Origin of the sequence: Streptomyces sp. RLB3-17, assembly GCF_007113425.2 — a bacterium.
Classification (GTDB): Bacteria; Actinomycetota; Actinomycetes; order Streptomycetales; family Streptomycetaceae; genus Streptomyces; species Streptomyces mirabilis_D.
This window is the reverse complement of the sequence record NZ_CP041610.2, coordinates 1,545,363-1,563,630: the sequence shown is the minus strand read 5'-3', so window position 1 is coordinate 1,563,630 and position 18,268 is coordinate 1,545,363. Positions and strand designations below refer to the sequence as shown.

Here is an 18,268-nt window from a genome sequence, read left to right as displayed (position 1 = left end):
CCAAGTGATCAAGCTGCGTGGAGAGTAGCCATGATCACCCGCGATCACGGGCTTCCTGCATCCAGGGCCCAATTCGCCCCACACTCACCATCAGCGACGGCAGGGTAGGCCGATCGACGCCAGACCCCGCTCAAGCTCGAAGACCCGACAAGGCTTGACTGTCGTGATCTTGTGCCTCCTGGCTGCCTGGTCCGGATGCTTCGCCTGGGGATTTGCGGCGTTGGCCGGGTGTTGTTCAGGTCAGTGACCGCTGTTGCCAGACGGTGTGAGCGCTGCGACGGGGTCGGTGTCGGCTGGTGGCGCGGGCCACCATGCGCCGTCGTCGTCCTGGAGGTAGGGGTACCAGCAGGCGTCGGGGCCCAGACGCAGCTGGATGCCCTGGCCGGGGAGGGTGAGGCGGTTGCGCCAGGCCCTGAGGGGGACAGGGGCGGTGGCCATCTCGGCGAGGGTCATGGTCAGGGCGGTGCGGGCGGCTGCCATCACCGCTGGGTCGGGGGTGTGGGGCTGCTCGGCGACGGTGAGGCCGGTGGGACCGCCGTGGCGCCAGGCGCGGACGAGGCGGGCGAACGCGGTCGGTTTGGTGCCGGTGTTCTGGATCAGGTTATGGAACCACTCGGGTCCGGGGCTGCTCGCGGCGATCCGTACGGCGTCCTGGTGCTGGGTCAGGTGCAGGCAAGTGGTGTCGCCGGACAACAGCTGCGTTGTGCGTGCCGCTGCGTCGGCCATGAGCCGTTCCAGGTCCGTGAGGGACAGGCCGCTGCCGGACGGTGGGGGGACCGGTAGTGCAGCGGCGTGGGGGGATGGTGCGGGGAGGTCGGGCAGCCCGGGTGTGTGTTCGGCCCAGGCGGCGTAGGCGCTGGCGGCGGGGATCCCGGCCGGAGCCGGCGGGGTGTCCGTCGCCGGGCTCGCGGTGCGGCGTGCGCGCAGTTGGGCGAGGACCTCCTCGCGGCTGCGACCGCGCAGCGCGAAGAGCACGAACGGGTCGGTGTCGATGGTGGCGGCGATGGCGTAGCAGAGCGCGGCGGCGTGCTTGCAGGGGTATCCCCAGTCGGGGCAGGAGCAGTCCGGGTCGAGTTCGGTGGGCTGCGGCAGCAGGGGGACGCCTGCCTGGCGGGCGGCGTCGACGAGTTGGGCGGGCATCTCGCCGTCGAGGAGCGCGGCGAGATGCCCGGCACGGGCCGCGACGGCATCCAGCAGTGTGTCCCACTGGGCGTCGGTGAGGACGGGCAGGTGGACCGAGGACCGGTAGGGGCGCGGCTGGCTGCCCTGGACAGAGGCCTTGATATGGCCGGGGGCGACGGTGGTCGGGCCGACCATGCCCTTGCGGGCGTAGGTGCGTCCGCGGGACAGACGCCCGGCGTCGAGGGTGGAGTCCTCCAGGGCGGTCACCCACGCCTGGCCCCACCAGGTTGCGGCGAAGGCGTGCCTGCCACGGGCGGGCGCACGGCGCTGGCCGGGCAGCGAGGGACTCATGACTGCCTCCCCAAGGCGACGAGTTCGGCGAGGTCGGCGTCGGACAGTTCGGTCAGGGCGGCCTCGCCGGAGCCGACGACGGCGTCGGCGAGCGCGCGCTTGGATTCCAGCAGCTTGGCCACCTTGTCCTCCACGGTGCCCTCTGCGAGGAGCTTGTGGACCTGGACGGGTTTGTCCTGGCCGATGCGGTAGGCGCGGTCGGTGGCCTGGTCCTCGACGGCAGGGTTCCACCAGCGGTCGTAGTGCACGACGTGGGTGGCGCGGGTGAGGTTGAGGCCGGTGCCTGCCGCTTTCAGTGACAGCAGGAATACCGGTACTTCACCGTGCTGGAAGCGGTCCACCATGTCCTCGCGTTGCGCGACGGGGGTGCCGCCGTGCAGGAGGAGGGTGGGGATGCCGCGTTCCGCGAGGTGTTTCTCCAGGAGGGCCGCCATCTTTGTGTACTGGGTGAAGACCAGGACCGACTCGCCCTCGGCGGTGATCGTGTCGATCAGCTCGTCGAGCAGGTCCAGTTTGCCGCTGCGGCCACGCAGCGGCGTGGACTGGCGCAGGTACTGGGCCGGGTGGTTGCAGATCTGCTTCAGAGCGGTGAGCAGCTTCAGCACCAGGCCGCGCCGGGCGATGCCCTCGGACCCCTCGATCTTCGCCATGGTCTCGCGGACCACCGCCTCGTACAGGCTGGTCTGCTCGGCCGTCAGCGACACGACGCGGTCGGTCTCGGTCTTGGCCGGCAGTTCGGGCGCGATCCCCGGGTCGGACTTCCTGCGGCGCAGCAGGAAGGGACGGACGAGACGGGACAGGCGCTCGGCGGCCTCGGGGTCCTCGCCCGTCTCGACCGGGCGGGCGTGCCGGTCGCGGAAGGTGGAGAGCGGGCCGAGGAGTCCGGGGGTGGTCCAGTCGAGCAGCGCCCACAGTTCGGAGAGGTTGTTCTCCACCGGGGTGCCGGTGAGGGCGACGCGGGCGAGGGCGGGCAGGGCGCGCAGCTCGCGGGCGGTGACGGCGTAGGGGTTCTTGACGTGCTGGGCCTCGTCGGCGGCGAGAAGCGACCAAGCCGTCTCGGCGAGGGCTTCGCGGTCGCGGCGCAGCACCCCGTAGGTGACCAGGACGATTTCATCGCCGGCCAGGTCGTCGAGGTGGCGGCTGCCGCCGTGGTAGCGGCGCACGGGCGTGGACGGCGCGAACCTGGCCGCCTCGCGCTGCCAGTTGCCGAGCAGGGAGGCGGGGCACACGACAAGGGTGGGGCCCGCGGTGGCGGGGTCGGTCTGGCGGTGCAGATGCAGGGCGAGGAGGGTGATGGTCTTGCCCAGGCCCATGTCGTCGGCGAGGCAGCCGCCGAGGCCGAGCTCGCACATCTCGGCCAGCCAGGCAAGGCCCCGCTTCTGGTAGTCGCGCAACGTGGCCTTGAGCGCGGCCGGCTGCTCGGCGGGGGTACGGGATTCGGGATCGCGGATACGAGCGACGAGGTCGCCGAACTGGCCGACCGCCGCGCAGGGGATCGCCTCGCCCTCCCTTTCCACCTCGCCGGTCAGCGCGGCGCTCAGCGCCTCCATGGGGGTGAGCGGTTGCATCCGGCGGCGCCTGGCGCGGGCCACCAGTTTCGGGTCGTCGACCACCCACTGGTCACGCAGCCGGACGAGGGGGCGGCGGGCCTCGGCGAGGGCGTCCATCTCGGCGTCGGTGAGCGGCTCGCCGCCGAGCGAGACCTGCCAACGGAAGTCGAGGAGGGCGTCGGCGTCGAGAAGACCGCCGGCGCTGGAGCCGGGGGCGGTGCGCTGCCCGATCTCCCCGGTCGCGGTGAGTGCCTTGACCAGCTCGCGCGGCCAGTGCACGTCGATACCGGTCGCGCGCAGCGCGTCGGTAGCGTCGCCCAGCAGGTCGAAGGCTTCGTCGTCGGTCAGCCGGAGTTCGTCGGGGGCGGCGTCTTTCAGCAGCCGCTGCAGCGGGGGCCAGACACGGGCACCGCGGCGCAGCGCGAGCAGCGTCTCGGTCTCGGCACGCGGACCGAGCAGCCGCTCGACCTCGGCCGGCTCGCTCCACAGCCGTGCCGCCTGGACGAGGAGCGCCGGATCCGCCGCGGTGTGCAACTGCAGGACGGCCCTGAACTGCCGGCGCCGCCCCTCGGGCAGGTCGACGCGCAGCGAGACACCGACCTCGGCGGTGAGCGCAGCGGTGGTCTCTTCGGACCACTCGCGCAGGGCGGGCACGGCACGCACCTCACGCCAGGCGTACGGCAGTGCTCCCACGGCGAGTGACGCGGCCGGGGTACGGACCAGGTCGTCGGCGACCGCGTCGCAGAACTGGCGTACCAGAGCCGCCGGTTCGGCGATCCGCAGCGGTGGCGGACCCGGTTCCGGCAGGCAGTGGGCGTGCGGCGGGAACGCGGCGGCCAGGGAGTCCAGCGTCTGCCGCTGGGCGGCGGTGAAGGGGCCCGCCTGCCAGGTGTCGTAACCGGCGGGGGTGAGGGCCGGGTAGAGGCGGCCGTCGGCGAGCAGCCGCAGCGCGAACCGGGCGGCGGCCTGCCAGGCGATGGCGGACGGATGCGGCGGCCGCGCCCCCTCCAGGGCAGACACGGCGACAGCGACGGGCAGCGCGTAACCCTCCACCCTGCGCCGTCTGACCGAGCGGCCGTGCGGCAGCACCAGTTCCACCGAGTCGGTCTCCACACTCGGACGCATGCCATTGTCCTCGGCGACCGCCCCAGCAGGCTGCCAGAGCAGCACACGCCCGAGACGGGCCGGCTCCCCGGGCAGGAACACCGCCGCCCAGCCCCCGTCGAGCAGCCCCCGTGCCCAAGTGGCAGCCTCGGGGGCGGCCAGCGGCGGTGCGCTCATCGTGCCCGTGCCCGGTTCTCGTACGACGATCCGTGCCACGCTCTTCCGCTCCATCGCCATCCGGGGCGGTCCTCACCGCACACGCCCACCAACGGACTTCACCACGCACTGTCACCCACCGGCAAGTTCGGGCCATACCGTCACGGATGGGGAGGAGATTTTACCGGCCGCGGGCCCGTAGAGGTCGGGCGGATGGGGACACGCTCGCCAAGTGGGCCGCCCCGTCTCCAACACCCTGGCGCTCGGCCTGATCAACGAGGGCATCGGTATGGGCCTGCCGATCGTCGTCCTTCCCCACTTCAACGACGCCCGGGCCGCATTCGGCCGTCGCCGGGCACGTCGACGTCCTGCGCAAGGGGGGCGTCACCGTGTTGCTCGGAGAGGGCGGCTTCACGCCCTGGCCCTGCTGGCAGGCGAAAGCCGATTCGGCCGGGCCGGGCCGGTACCGTACAGTTCACCCTACCGACGCGGGGTGGAGCAGCTCGGTAGCTCGCTGGGCTCATAACCCAGAGGTCGCAGGTTCAAATCCTGTCCCCGCTACTCAAACGTGAAGGCCCGGTGGATACCGGGCCTTCACTGTGTCTGGTCCCGCTCGAACCTGGTCCTTAGGCGACAGGGCTCCGGGACGAAGAAGACGTCAACATCCTGGGCACGAACCCGCACGTTCTGACACCTCGGTGATCTGGCCCCGCGAGCCAGGGCGGTCGCTGAGTCAGTGCTCATGGTTACCCGGATTTGCTCGGACAGTGCTCATGATCACTCGGAATTGCTTACTTCTTTGTTGAATCGGCGTGCTGAAGCCGATCAAGAGGGGTGCTGGCGCGATGAGTTGGCGGGTTTTCTGGGTGCCGCGTGACGCGGTGCGGGATGGAGTACGGAGGTCGCTGCTTGGGCAGTGGGAGGACCTGCCGGCTCGGGAGCAAGCGGTAGGGGTGCGAGCTGGCGACCCCATCTTCCTGTCGCCGGACCACCGGTGGATCCGCTCCTGAGTCGTTACGGACAGTCGAACGTCTTCCGCGCTTACACCGTGGAGACGCGGCGAAATTACGCGACCGATAGCGCGTTGTTTTTTGACCTCCCTGTGGAATCGCGGCCGGGGGTGGACGGAAGCGACGCAGAAGGATCTGGACGACTACGAGCACTGGCGACGCTTCGCGGAGACGAATCCGGAACGGATTGGGGGGTCGAAGTGGAACCGGGAACTGGCGGCAGATGCACACCAGCGAGGCCGCGGTCCTCGGGGTGAGTGGCCGTGGTCCCGCGACGCAGTGCCTCATCCTCGGCCTGCCGCACCGCGGAGGCCAGATGCGGGCGGTGGGAGTGAGCCTCCCGCTCGGCCAGGCGGTACGCCACGAGAGCCTCCCGCTGCTGCGGCCGGCCGGGGACACGGAGGCGGAGCTGCCCGGGACCGTGGGCGGACTGCCCGGGCACATGACCGAGGCAGCCCCGGAATTCCTCAAAGCGGTAGCGCTCGTTCAGGATGCACGGGCGGGTTTCACCCGCCCAGGAGGGCTGACCGGGGCGATTGCGGTGCCCGCCAAGTTGGGGAAGCAGGCCCGCTCGTACAGGGTGCTGCTGGGCAGAGCGCGAGGCCGACTCCCGAACGGGGCGTAGCAGCACGGCCTCGGCGGTCACTCCGAGTACCGGCTGCCGTCCCGGCAGCGGACTTGTCGTTCCAGCCGTTGGTCAGGTCGATCGAGCGGGTGATTCTGCCTCACCTGGGATCGCGGGAATCCAGATGCTTCTCCAGGAAGGAGATCTCCGCCGCGACGGCCTGTTCGTGCGACTCGAGGAACGGGGCATAGCGACGGCCCGTCAGGTGAACCACTTCGGACCGAAGCGCGTTCCGGGCGGCCTGGACGGCGGGGCCGGGAAGCGCGCTCTGGTCCTGGTCGCAGACGACGACCAGCAGGGGGCACCGGATCCGGGAGGCATGGCGGCCGGGCCGGTACCCGCCGATCTGCAGGGCGATCCGTGCGGCGACCGTCTGCTCCCAGTTCGCGTGGCGACGCTCGGGATCGAGGGCCCGGTCGCCGTCCATGGCGTCGGGCGTGGTGAGCAGCGCGCCGCCGAGGCCGACACGGCCTGCGATTCACGTGCTCGGGAACAGGGGCCCGCCCGCCATGAGGCCGCCGTCGACCACGAGAATGTGCCCGGTGACGTAGCTCGCCCTGTCCGAACCCAGGAACTGGACGGCCTCGGCGATCTCCTCCGGGGTGCCCGCCCGGTGCATGGGCAGCACCGAATCGACCGCGTCACGCGCCGTGTCGTCGCCGGTGAACCGCTCGTACATGGCGGTCCGGGTGTAGCCGGGCGCGACCGCGTTGACCCGGATACCGTGAGCGGCGCCTTCCAGTGCGGCCGCCTTGGTGATGCCGACGACGGCGTGCTTGCTCCCGACGTACAAGGTCGCCCCGGGGTAACCCATCAGGCCGTAGCCGGAGCTGACGTTGACGATGCTGCCGCCGCCCTGTTCCCTCATGACCCGGAACTCGTGCTTCAGGCACAGCAGCGTTCCCTTGACGTTGGTGTCGAAGGTGGCCTGGTAACCCTCGTCGGTCACCTCGGTGACAGGGCCGGGTGTTCCCTCGGTGCCGGCGTTGTTGAAGGCGACATCGATCCGCCCGAATCGCGCGACCGCGCGGTCGACGAGGTCCTTCACATCGGCGTCGAAGCGGACGTCGGCACGCACGAACTCGGCCGGGGCGCCGAGGTCGGAGAGTTCCCTGGCGAACTGCTCGCCCACGTCCTCGTGGCGGCCGGAGACCACAAGGTTCGCGCCTTGACGGGCGTAAGCCAAGGCGGTGGCGCGGCCGATACCGGTGAGCGCGCCCGTGATGAGGACGACGGGATCAGACACGTCGAGGGTCCTTCCTGCAACCACCCAGGTGAACGACGGGCAAGCGGTTCGGAACCCGCACGACACCGGGTTCCTCTTCGGGTAGGGGCGTATCCCCCGGTGCGCCCGCAAGGAACGTGCCCCAGCCGGACGACAGCCGCATCGGACCCGACCGCCGCATCCATCGAACGGCGGCACTTGATGGTCCCTATGGCCCAGGGACGGCAGCCGGGACAGACGACCCGAAAGCGGTCACGCAGGCGGGAGGCGAACGCCGCAAGCCCCCTGGTGACATCAAAACAAGCTGACATCGCAAACTTGCTCAGCCAGTGACTCCCACGGTCACATCGAAACGACTTCCGCGGTCACGTACAAAGCCAAGGGACGGGCGCAATCTCCCAGGCCATCGGTCCGAGGCAGGGCAGCGTCAGACCGCGCGTCGCAACGTGGGACGTGCGAGCGGCAGCCCGATCATGGAGAGAGCAGCGACACCATCGACGGAACAGGACCGCCCAACTGGGTGGCTGGGCGGGGATATCCGCAGCACAGCGTAGCGATCCTGCGACGCTGAGCGGCATGACGAAAGCCGTGGCGCCGGCCGTCCGGGAGGCCGCCCTCACCCGTACCTGCCCGGAATGCCGGGCCGCACCCGGACAGAAGTGCGCGCCCGGCCCGGGCGGCCGCTCGAACCTGCACCGCCATCGGATCCTCGACGCCAAGCAGGCCCTGGAGCCGATGCCGCCCTACCAGATCCTGCCGCCAGACGGTGATCGCACGTTCATGGAGATGGATCCGGACGACGCTGACACGTTCGTGTTCTCCGTGCACCACGACGTCATGGCATCGCTGGTCTTGTGCCCCTGACTTGTTGAATCGAGCCCAGACGCGCGGTCTGCAGCCGTAGCGTCCAGGGTGCCGGTCGGCACGGGTCCGTATGCCCCTTGCCGCCGCCTGGCTGGCTCTTCCATAGAGTGCCGCCGCCGGCCGGTACCCACGCGGTGTGGCTCGACAGAGGCATGAACGTGTGTGACTGCTACTTCAAGTCAGGGTGCCCACCGCATACTTCGTCTCTTCGAGCACAGACCGGGATGCGCGTGATCACCATTGGGATCGACCCCCACAAGTCCTCTCACACCGCAGTTGCCGTCGATACGACGGGCCACAAGATCAGCCAGCTGCGCTTTGTCGTCAACGCCGGCACCTTCAGGCAGCTGATGCGGTGGTGCGAGCAGTGGCCCGAGCGCCGCTTCGCAGTGGAAGGTGCCCGCGGCCTGGGCCGAACCCTTGCTCAGCAGCTCGCCGCCGCAGGGGAAGACGTTGTGGACGTTCCCTCCACCCTGTCCGCGCGGGCTCGCCTGCTGGCCACCGGCGGCGACCGCAAGACCGACCCAGCCGACGTCCTGCACGTCGCCCAGGTTGCTCTGTTCCGCCAGGACCTGCGGCCCGTTGAGCCTGAGGACCAGACCACGATCCTTCGCTTGCTGACCGAGCGGCACGACGATCTGGTCCACGAACGCACCCGCGTCCTGAACCGGCTCCATGCCGTCCTGCGTGACCTCGTTCCCGGCGGCGCCCCCACCGGGCTGTCCGCCGACAAGGCCGCTGCCATCATGAAGAGCCTCCGGCCCGAGACCGCCACGGACGCCTGCCGCCGGGACATAGCCCGCGATCTCCTGGCCGACCTGCGCCGCCTGGACCGGCAGGTCAAGGACAACGAAGCCGAGATGCGTGACGCGCTCGCTGCGACCCGCACCACGCTCACGGTCCTGCCGGGACTGGGCACCGTGCTGGCCGCCAAAGTCATCGGCCATGTCGGAGACGTCAGCCGCTTCCCCACCGAGCACCACTTCGCCAGCTACACCGGCAGCGCGCCCCTGGACGCTTCCAGCGGCAACAACGTCCGCCACCGGCTCAACACTGGCGGCAACCGGGCACTGAACTCGGTGCTGCATGTCATCGCCATCTGCCAAATCCGCGATGGCGGACGCGGGCAGGACTACTACCTGCGCAAGATCGCGGAAGGAAAGACGCCTGCGGAAGCCCGCAGGGCCCTGAAACGCCGCCTGCCCAACGTGGTCTACCGGATCATGAAACGAGACCAACGGACCCGCCTCGCTCAAGCCGCTTGACACACAGAGGCGCTATGAAGCGGCGATGCTGTTCTACCTGGCGATGGAGGAGCACGATCTGTTCCGCGACGGCGGGAGGGGCATCACCAACATCGGCGTGTGCATGATCCTCTCGCCCCTCGGCATACTGACGCCGCGGGAACATCAGGAGGCCATCGACCGTCTGATGGCACGAGGATTCGTCCACTTGGCAGCACCGGGGGAGTACTTCACCGATCCGCTGGTCGCCCGGGTCCAGCACCGGCGTGAGCTCCCGGCGCAGTTCCTCATGCAGTGGAACGCGGCCAAAGCGCAGTGGCCCCCGCCGCAGGACAGCCCAGAGCCGTACGACGGCAGCGCTCCCAGGCCGCGGCGGCCCAAGCCGGTGGCCGTCGGCTCCGGCCAGCTCACCCTTGATGACCTTGCAGACTCCCCGGCATGACCAGGTCGAGAGCGGGCCAGGGCTCGCGAGCGGTTCCCCCCATCGAGGGAGATCCACACTGGTGACGGCGTGGCCCTCCACGCACCCGTCTGCCGAACGCCAGCATGCCCTGCGGTGATCATCAGGCCAGACGGAAAGCAGGAGACGGAGTGAGGGCGGCTACAACTCCCCCGGGGCGGCGCTGGCTCGTACGCCTAGATCCGTACGGGACGCCCGCCGCCGGTGTATCGGTGATCAAGTGCCGGGGCGGGCTGTGCGTGCCGGATCCGACCAGATTCCGCGACCCGTTGCTGGCTCGTACCAAGGCACTGCAACACGTCCGCGAGCACATCGCCGCCGTGGGGCCGCTCTGGGAAGCGGCCCGCTGCCGGTGCCGCCACGAGGAATGCACCTGGCACGCCGCGAAGAGCGTGACCTGCACCGGTCCGATGACCCTGGTCCTCATCCCCGACCGGGTGGGCCGTCTCTGGATCCTGGCGGAGACGTGCGAGGCCTGCGCGACGGCCACACCACGAGCGAAAGTCATCCGCAGCAGCCGGCCCCCGTCCGAGCCCCCCGGACCAGCCAAGGCGGCCGCGCACGCCAACATGCCGCCCGCTCCGCTCGGTGAACAGCGCAGTGATGACCGAACCCCGGCGGCCCCGCGACCTTCCGACCGGGAACGCGCCCTCAACTGCGAGGTGTGCCAGGCCGAGGCGGCCCCCAAGCCGCCGGTGCACGAGGACGACAGCTTCGCGGCTGCCCAATCGGAGCCGACAAGCTGGGCAGTACCAGGCGCATACGGCGACTACGCACTCGCCGCCCTGCAGTACCTGCACCAGGCAGAGGTCGGCCACAGCCCCGAGGCCCGCCTCCTCGCACTGCTCATCGCGCTGCGCGTCCGTCCCGGCGGAATCGTCAAGATGGTCAGCGACGACCTGGGCCCGGGCCGGATGGACCTGCCGGACTGGGCGCTGGAGGAACTCATCGACGCAGAATAGGTGGACGCCTCGCTCGACGAGGTCCAGGGCGCCGTGCGCGGAGCGCCCGCACGCAGCTCCGTGTCCCCGACCTCGCCGCCAACTCGAGGCTCATGGGGATTCCAATGGGGACCGCCCGCGGCAAGCTGAACGGCTGGACGCAGCGGATGATCGACCATCCGCTCCTGCGCGGAAAGCCGGCGGCAGACCGTCTCGGCGCGTTCTTCGTCACCGCGCGGTGCGACCGGGAGGGACGCGCCCAGATCGTCCTCCGCCAGATGGCCACACTGTGCCGACTCACCTCCCGGGACCTCGCCCTGGAAGTGATGGAGACGCTGGCCCGAGCGCAATGGCTCGCGCACGTGACATCCGGCCCGAAGAGCGGCCACGCTGTCAACGTCACCTTGGCCCACCCCATCCGGCACCTCGCGCCAGGCTCCCCACCACGCCACACCACCCCACTCCACCCGCACAGCCAGGGCCGCGGCCCAACCCGATCAAACTTCGCGGCCGCGAGTTCGAGGTCGCCGCCTGGGTCGATGGCTACGTCGCTCGACACCGCCATGGCCCACGCCTGCACGAACTGATCGCCGCCCACTGCACGGAGAATCCCCGCACGCCCTGGCCCCAGCAGTGGACGGCCGGCGCCGTACAGCGCCTCGCCGACGAGGGATGGCTTCATCTTGACGGGAGCCGTTGGTATCGCACCCGTCCTGGCATGGCCTATCTGCGCCAACTTGCCCGCGAGCAAGCGGCGGCAGCCCCCGCTCCGCAGGCCACGGTGCCGCGCACTCTTCAGCAGCAGACCGGATCGGGCCAGCAAACTCAGGCACCAGGCATCTGGCTGATCCCAGGTGCGGAAGCCGTCCTTGGTCCGCGCTCCTGAGGCGGCGCGGACCTGATCGGTGGGGAGCGGGAGGTTGGCCATGAAGGACGCGATGGCGGTGTAGTACGGCGTAGTCGCCGCCGGTGGTCTACTCGTGCAGCTGGGCGAGGACGGCGTGCGCCTGGTCGCGAGCGTCGCGGGACGGCCTGGTGGAAGGCGAGGGCGCGTTCGAGCGCGGCCCGGGCGGCGGTGATGCCAGCGAAGTCAGCCTGCGGTGCGCAGGACGCGGACGCGGTGGTCCACGCCCATGCCGCTTGTCCCTTCTCAATTGGTCTGGCCCGAAGCTGTGCTCGTGACCTGCGGCGACCAGATCAGCTGAGATAAGCAGCGGCTCGGAATCTCAACCGATCCGGTTCGGTGCGTGCGGATGCTGCACGTCGTCTCAGCCGATCTGGTCTGCTGGTACCGGGGTGCCCGGAGACCAGTGGGTGGGCTTGGATGAACGCTGTGGGTCGCTGGAGCAATCTGCCGTTTTCCTACGCTGACAGACATGCGTCGCCTGTTGGGGGCCTCAGGGGGTGTTCGCAGTCGGCGGGCCCGTACTCAGCCCCTCGACTGGGTGGCCTTCGGGGCGTCAGCAGTGGGCAAAGGCCGCGGACATGGCCTTTCGCCGGATGGGGGCGGGGCCTGGGAGTGTGGGAGAGGGCGGGTAGACGGTCCTGCCCTCCTTGATGGTCTCCACGACGGTGATGTCCTTGATCTTCCGCTCGGGGATCGTGAGCGGGTTGTGGCTGAGGATCACGAAGTCGGCGAGCTTGCCGACCTCGATGCTGCCCTTGGTGTCCTCTTCGAAGTACTGGCGGGCGGCGTTGATGGTGATGGACTTCACCGCGTCCAGGGCCGACACACACTGGTCCGGGCCCAGGACGCTTCCTGAGCGGGTGACGCGGGTGACCTGGCTGGACAGGATGGCGATCGAGTTGGGCAGGGCGACGGGGGCGTCGTGGTGTGAGGTGTAGGCCATGCCGCGGTCCACCGCCCACCGGGCCGGTGAGATGTCGACAGCACGTTCGGGACCGAGCACGGTCTTGCGGTACCAGTCGCCCCAGTAGTAGGTGTGCATGGAGAAGAACGACGGGATGATCCCGAGTTCCCGAAACGCCTCGATCTGGTCCTCGCGGGCGGTCTGGCAGTGGATCGCCGTCGTACGCCGGTCCTGTCCGGCTTCTTTGGTGGCCGTGCGTACGCACTGGATGAACTGGTCGATGGCGGCGTCGCCGTTCACGTGCGCGATGACGTGCCAGTTGTTGGCGAAACCCGCCCGGACCTGGGCCAGGACGTCCTTGTCCGGCAGGGTCGCATAGCCGCGGTAGTTCTCGTTCTGACGGTCGGGAGGGGTGAGGTAGGGCTCGGTGAGCCAGGCGGTGCGCCCCTGGGGCGAGCCGTCCAGGAGCAGCTTCACTCCGGCCGTGCGCAGGCCTTTGGTGTACTCCCGGCTCGCCTGGACCGTGTCAGGGGATTTCATGGCCTGGTCGGCCTTGACGTAGACGACCACGTCGGTGGGCAGGCCATCGGGGTGGGCGTCCGCGACCTGCCGCAGGAGGCCCAGGACCTCCAGGCTCGCTCCACCCTCCTGCACGGTCGTGAAGCCGAATCTCGCCGCCGCCAGGAGGCCCATGGCCAGGAACTGCCCGCTGTCGATGGGGTCCATCCCGGCGACGGCCAGGTCGGCGGCGGGGTTGAACGCGGTCTCTTCCAGCACCCCGTTCGGCTCTCCGTACACGGGCTCGGATTCGGTCGCGCGCTCCAGCTTCCGCCGGATCACCCCGCCCTTCGGGTCCGGTGTCGTGGCGGTGTACTTGAGCCGTTCGAGCCCCAGGCTGTTGACCGCTCCCAGATGGAAGGACTGGTGGATCGCCAGAACGGGCTTCTCGGTGGAGACCACGTCCAGGTCGTGGCGGGTGGGGTGCTTGCCCTCGGTGAGCATGGAGTCGTCGTAACCGAAACCGATGATCCAGTCCGAGCGTTTCCCCACCTCGCTTTCGGCGAACGCGCGCAGCTTGTCCTGGAGGGATGCGATGTCGGTGACGTTGCCGTCGGGAGCGGCCAGGAGATTGGCGATGGTGGCCTGCAGGCCGGTGCCGGTGATGTGGCCGTGCGCATCGATGAAACCCGGCAGTAGAGCCTGGTCCGGCAGCAGGTCGTGCAACCGCGTGTCTGGCCCCTGCCACTTGGCCTGCGCCTGGGACAGGTTGCCGACGAAGACGATCCGGCCGTCCTTGACCGCCACCGCCTCGGGCGCTGCCGACTTCTCGTCGGTGACCGTCACGATGGAACCGCCGGAGAAGATGATGTCGGCATCTCCAGACCGCGTTCCCGTCGAGATTTCCTGGGACATCAAACACCACCTGTTCTCCTGGTAATGAAAGCCTTCGCCACGAAGGGTAGTCAATTACATGCGAAACGTGATTGATCGACGCCGGTCAGCAGCAGAAAGCCGCGCCCCGGACGCTGCCGACCATGAGACGCCCGTCGCAGGGCGGGAGACCAGGCGGACCAGGCCATCTGAGACGCCGAGCGAATCAGATCCATTCATCTGAGACTTGCACCAGGTCGACAGAGACCTGACACCGCTGGTGCCGGTGTTCGCCGTCATTCAATCGAGGCGTTTTACAGCGAATCCAGTCGTTCAGGCTTCCTTGTCAGCGAACCTGGTCGCTCTTCGGCCCGATGCCTTTGATCCTGGTCGGAGTTCCGTCCGGGGCGAACGAGTGGTGGAAGGTGAAGGCGTGCGGCGCGGAGCCGTGGTCGTGGAGGTGCTCCAGCCTGGAAACCCCGTTCTGCCAGGTGGGTATCACGTCGTCGGAGACCCACCAGAACACATAACCCGGGTGTCCTGTCCTCTCGAACCAGTCGTAACGCCTGTTCAGCGCCTCACGGTGCAGGCCGGTGTAGATGGCGTCGAAGGCGGGGCGCAGGTCGGTCCAGAGCGCGAGGGTCGCGGCCAGGGCGGTGGTTTCCACCGTACGGCCCTTGCCGTACCAGGTCGGTACGGCGAACTCTCCCCATGCACCCCAGTCCGCCTCGAAGTGTGAGCCCCGGTCACCGTCTGCCGCTTCGGCACGCGCGAGGTATTCGGGGTGCTGACTGATCTTCCGGTAGACGGCCTCACCACTGTCGTAGAACTCGCGCGTGAGAGGTGCGGGATCGGCGAGAGGTGACTTCAGGACGCCGAATGTGTACAGAGCAAGATGGGGCATGCTTCTCTCCCTGGTTGGGGGTGCCTGGTGTGGACCCGGTTCGGCGGCTTACGCATGGGGGCGAGGATTCGTGGGGCGTGCCAACTCATCCCGTCGCGGGCGGCTCAGCCTGAAGGAACCCCTGCGCGACCGTGGGCGATCGCCGAAGACCAGGTGAAGGTAGCTGCCTCTGCGAGCCATGTCGAAGTTGCGTTTTCCCTGTCCAAGTGGCCTCTTGCACAGGCCCTTGCGGGAGCTGGGGCGGTGGCGCTGCCTGCCGCCGTGGAAGTCCGCATCGGCCCAGCAAATGCCGAGAAGCAGCATCGACAACCCCGCTCAAGCCGGTGTGCCGGGGCGACGCCAGCGGCGTTGTCGGCATCGACTGGGTTGGATGACGGAGCGACTGGGTTCACTGTCAAAGGACACAAGCGGCTGGTCACGCGCAGGCGTACGGCCACCGTCCCCCTTATGGGGATGCTGACGAAATGGATGGTCCGGGTGACGAAATCTACGGGGCTGCTCGAAACGCTTCGCTAGCCCGCCCCCTTTTGAGTGGGATCACCGGACCTCGCGGTGCCTTGGTGATCACCGCGCGTTAGGCCGAGCACCTCACCCCACGAGAACGGGAGAATCCGATGCGGGTCCGCTCGATCGTCACCGCCCTGTTCCTAGCCAGCGCAGCCGTCATTCCCTTGTCCAGCCCCAGCGCCGCAGCAACCAGCCCGTCAGTCGGCTCCTGCCGGGAAGGGGCGATGTTCGCCGCAGGGCAGGGGTTCTATACCTGCGTCCAAGGCCAATACGTCTACCGTGAATGCGGCCCTGGCACCGTTCCCCAGCAGATCGCCCAGGACGTCGTCATCTGCAACTACGCCTGACGGATGTGACCGCCCGGCGCGGGGACTGGGCCCGCGAGGACTCAGCCCCCGCACCCTTCTCAGTCCGCACGCCGCAACTCCCGGGATTCCCCCGGCACGACAACGGGATCTTCACTCAGGAAACGCCGCAAACCTGCAGGTCAGCGAATTCCGTCGGTGACCCAATGAGCGCAACCCGGAGCGCAGTGGGTCTCTCCGCGGCTGTACTGGGTCGCGCTGCTGCCTGGCGGGTATCTCGGCTTCCGAGAGCAGGGGCCGAAAGCCAGTGGCAGAAGAGCGGTGGGGGCCAGGCGCCCTCCGGTGAGCTGAGGATGTAGTCAGGCGTGGCGGCCGGTCTACCTGACCGGGCCTTCATCTTCTCCTGACTGTGCGTCAGGCATGTCCAGGATGGCCTCTCGGGTGTACTGAGGGCTCTCTGGGGGTGGGGCCACGCTAGGGGCCATGAGTTCGGTGAGGAGCCTGCTCAGGTCATCCGTGGAGAGCGCCAGGCCCAGGGTCTGCACGATGCGCAGAGCGCAGTCCCGGATGGACTGAGCGTCCTGCTCGGGCGCCGCCGTGCTCCTAATCTCGTCACACACTCGGCTGAACTGTTCAGCGCTGATCGTTGGCCGGCTTATCGGTTGCGCCATGGTGCGCTCCTCCTGGAAGAGCGGGCGGTTCCACCCGCTCTTCCAGGAAGCGCTGAGCACACCCCAACGGCAACTGGAGAGAGCCAGCGCGCAGGCGCTCGACCAGAGCCGCTCAGAATCGTCGGCACGCGCTCAAGTTGCGCTGTCACAGGCCAGTTGTTGACCTCTCGCATTCAAGGTTGAGCGTTCTCACCGAACGTTGAGCGAAAGACATGCCGCAGGTCAGGGGACTGCGGAGCCCCTCGGGGCAGCGGCGACAGGGCCACGCGAGCAGTTGGAGCCGTAGCTGCCTGCTTCTTCCTGGCGTCCCGCGTACGCCAAGCCCTCGCTACACTCCCCACCGCCAGGCCGTTGACCAGGAGAAATACAGAAGTCCGGCTGGAGTATTAGGCCGTTCGCCTGCATGGTCGTGCACAGGTTGACACCGACGGTGACGATTCCAGGGTGATCACCGACGAGGTGATGCGCCGGTAGTCGGCCATTCGATCGGAGGAACGTGAAGAAGATGATGCACCGGATCGTCGCCCTCGCCGCGGTGAGCGTGCTGGCCACGGCGGTCCCGGCAGGCGCGGCTCTCGCCGGGCCCACATCCGACAGCGCGGGGCCACGGCCCCCCAAGCCGACCGCTCCGCCCGGGGCGGGGCTCAACGGTGAGGCCTGGGCGTGGACCCAGCTGACCAGTCAAGGCACCCGGATCCGCTACGTGTCCACCGATACCAGCCTGATGTGTCCCTCTGTGCTCCTCACCATGGGTGGGCAACAACCCAGTTCGATCCCCATGCAACTGGTGAGCACCCCCATGGGGTCACAATTCCCGACCACAGTCTGCGAGTTGGGAGGTATGACGGGGATCCCCCTCGCGGCGTCCAAGGCGGAGCTTGATCCAACGACGCTCCACGCGGCTACGCTGCATCCCGGGAGGCAGCTCCCGCTGCCGCAGTGGACCGCATCGACACGTCCCGCGAAGATCGGAGTCATCGGCGACACCGGCTGTAGCCTCCCGAAGAATCCAACCCCAACCAATCCCACTCAGAAGTGCGCGAAAGACTGGCCCTTCGGGCAGATCGCGACCAGCCTTGCCAAGGTGACGCAGCCGGATCTCGTGATCCACACCGGTGACTACCTCTACCGGGAAGACCCCTCCACGGCCGACGACAAGGCGAAGAATCCAGGCTGCCGGACAGCCCACCAAGCTGCCAGCTGGGACTGCGTCGTCGCCGACTTCTTCCGGCCCGCGGAAACGCTGCTGGCCAAAGCACCCGTCGCGTTGACCCGGGGCAACCACGAAAACTGCAACCAGACGCACCAGGGCGGCGCGGGCGGCGCATGGTTCCGCTACCTTGCCGACGTACTCCGCAGCAACGGCTCGTGCAGCGATTTCACCCCGCCCGCGTTCATCCGCGCCGGCACCCTGAACCTCGTCAATGTGGACTCCTCGATGGCCGATCCGAACGACAACGGAAGCACAGCGAACCTCGGCCGCTTCACCGGGTATTTCGATGCTGTGAACCAGAACGCGGCGCAGCCCGGTCACACGAACCAGGACTACTTCGTGTTCACGCACAAGCCACTGTGGATGGTAAAAGCAGCCGCCCCACCGCCGGCCCCTGGAGTGGAAGCGCCGACTCGCGTCCTTGCCACTGCCGTCGGCAACACCAACCTCGGCAGGCTGCGGGACAACGTGCGACTCGTCCTGTCGGGGCACATCCATCTCTACCAGATGCTGGACTTCAACACCCCTCGGCCGCCCCAGCTGACCGTGGGCTCCGCGGGCGGACCTCTGGACATGGGCCCGGTTGACGACAACGCCAACGGAAAGAGGATCGGTACGCCGCGGGAGCTCGTGAATCAGACGATGACTCAGGAACAGACTCCCGGGGGACTCGGGATCTTCGGCTACGCGGACCTGCGCGACGTCGGCGGGACCTGGGACCTCGTCTTCCGTGACAGAAACGGTGTCCCGCAGGGTTACCCACCGGGTGGCCAAGTGTGCAAACTCAGCAAGCTGACCACGGACCTCGCACACAAGTCGTTCGTCTGCCAATGA

At 68.6% G+C, this 18,268-nt stretch carries 14 protein-coding genes and 1 tRNA gene; 9 read left to right on the top strand and 6 right to left on the bottom strand.

All coding sequences use genetic code 11. From position 1 onward, the window contains the following. Positions 1–240 precede the first annotated feature (240 nt). Positions 241–1,473, bottom strand: a complete 1,233-nt coding sequence (locus tag FNV62_RS57030) for an SWIM zinc finger family protein (RefSeq protein ID WP_144314878.1) — start codon at positions 1,471–1,473, stop codon at positions 241–243. After that, positions 1,470–4,304, bottom strand: coding sequence for a DEAD/DEAH box helicase (locus tag FNV62_RS07500; RefSeq protein WP_143605237.1), 2,835 nt, complete (start codon positions 4,302–4,304; stop codon positions 1,470–1,472). The genes FNV62_RS57030 and FNV62_RS07500 overlap by 4 nt, the downstream gene beginning before the upstream one ends. A gap of 466 nt (positions 4,305–4,770) precedes the next feature. Here FNV62_RS07500 and FNV62_RS07495 point away from each other — a divergent pair. After that, positions 4,771–4,844: transfer RNA gene (locus FNV62_RS07495), tRNA-Met, on the top strand. Positions 4,845–5,516: 672 nt separating this feature from the next. Further along, entirely contained in the window at positions 5,517–5,918 is a 402-nt protein-coding gene (locus FNV62_RS07490; RefSeq protein ID WP_164331631.1) for a hypothetical protein, read from the top strand. A gap of 100 nt (positions 5,919–6,018) precedes the next feature. Here FNV62_RS07490 and FNV62_RS07485 read toward each other — a convergent pair whose 3' ends face one another. Beyond that, on the bottom strand, positions 6,019–6,345 hold the full coding sequence (locus tag FNV62_RS07485; RefSeq protein ID WP_181360853.1) for an alpha/beta fold hydrolase: 327 nt from the start codon (positions 6,343–6,345) through the stop codon (positions 6,019–6,021). A gap of 51 nt (positions 6,346–6,396) precedes the next feature. Further along, on the bottom strand, positions 6,397–7,164 hold the full coding sequence (locus FNV62_RS07480; protein WP_143600415.1) for an SDR family NAD(P)-dependent oxidoreductase: 768 nt from the start codon (positions 7,162–7,164) through the stop codon (positions 6,397–6,399). A 555-nt stretch (positions 7,165–7,719) separates the two neighbouring features. Here FNV62_RS07480 and FNV62_RS07475 point away from each other — a divergent pair. The 5 genes from FNV62_RS07475 to FNV62_RS07455 all read left to right on the top strand — a co-directional run bounded on the left by FNV62_RS07475 (position 7,720) and on the right by FNV62_RS07455 (position 11,239). After that, positions 7,720–8,007, top strand: a complete 288-nt coding sequence (locus FNV62_RS07475) for a hypothetical protein (RefSeq protein ID WP_143600414.1) — start codon at positions 7,720–7,722, stop codon at positions 8,005–8,007. A gap of 224 nt (positions 8,008–8,231) precedes the next feature. Continuing rightward, positions 8,232–9,272 (top strand): IS110 family transposase, encoded by a 1,041-nt coding sequence (locus FNV62_RS07470; RefSeq protein ID WP_143600412.1) that lies wholly within the window; start codon positions 8,232–8,234, stop codon positions 9,270–9,272. Positions 9,273–9,297: 25 nt separating this feature from the next. Further along, positions 9,298–9,693, top strand: a complete 396-nt coding sequence (locus FNV62_RS07465) for a hypothetical protein (protein WP_143600409.1) — start codon at positions 9,298–9,300, stop codon at positions 9,691–9,693. Positions 9,694–9,950: 257 nt separating this feature from the next. Continuing rightward, positions 9,951–10,673, top strand: a complete 723-nt coding sequence (locus tag FNV62_RS07460) for a hypothetical protein (protein WP_144314876.1) — start codon at positions 9,951–9,953, stop codon at positions 10,671–10,673. A 104-nt stretch (positions 10,674–10,777) separates the two neighbouring features. Then, positions 10,778–11,239: a hypothetical protein gene (locus FNV62_RS07455; protein ID WP_143600406.1), complete on the top strand. Its 462-nt coding sequence runs from the start codon at positions 10,778–10,780 to the stop codon at positions 11,237–11,239. 873 nt (positions 11,240–12,112) lie between these two features. Here FNV62_RS07455 and FNV62_RS07450 read toward each other — a convergent pair. Together FNV62_RS07450 and FNV62_RS07445 are read right to left on the bottom strand one after the other, a co-directional pair. Then, positions 12,113–13,876 carry an amidohydrolase gene (locus tag FNV62_RS07450; RefSeq protein WP_143600404.1) on the bottom strand — a complete coding sequence of 588 codons (1,764 nt, stop codon included), beginning with the start codon at positions 13,874–13,876 and terminating at the stop codon, positions 12,113–12,115. Positions 13,877–14,180: 304 nt separating this feature from the next. Continuing rightward, positions 14,181–14,738 (bottom strand): DUF3291 domain-containing protein, encoded by a 558-nt coding sequence (locus FNV62_RS07445; RefSeq protein ID WP_143600403.1) that lies wholly within the window; start codon positions 14,736–14,738, stop codon positions 14,181–14,183. 614 nt (positions 14,739–15,352) lie between these two features. On the opposite strand from FNV62_RS07445, the gene FNV62_RS07440 reads away from it, so the two are divergent. Beyond that, complete coding sequence (locus tag FNV62_RS07440; protein WP_143600402.1) at positions 15,353–15,592, top strand: hypothetical protein; 240 nt, start codon at positions 15,353–15,355, stop codon at positions 15,590–15,592. Between the two features lie 1,134 nt (positions 15,593–16,726). After that, the gene (locus tag FNV62_RS07435) at positions 16,727–18,268 is read left to right on the top strand and encodes a metallophosphoesterase family protein (RefSeq protein ID WP_225900822.1); all 1,542 of its coding nucleotides are present in this window, start codon (positions 16,727–16,729) and stop codon (positions 18,266–18,268) included.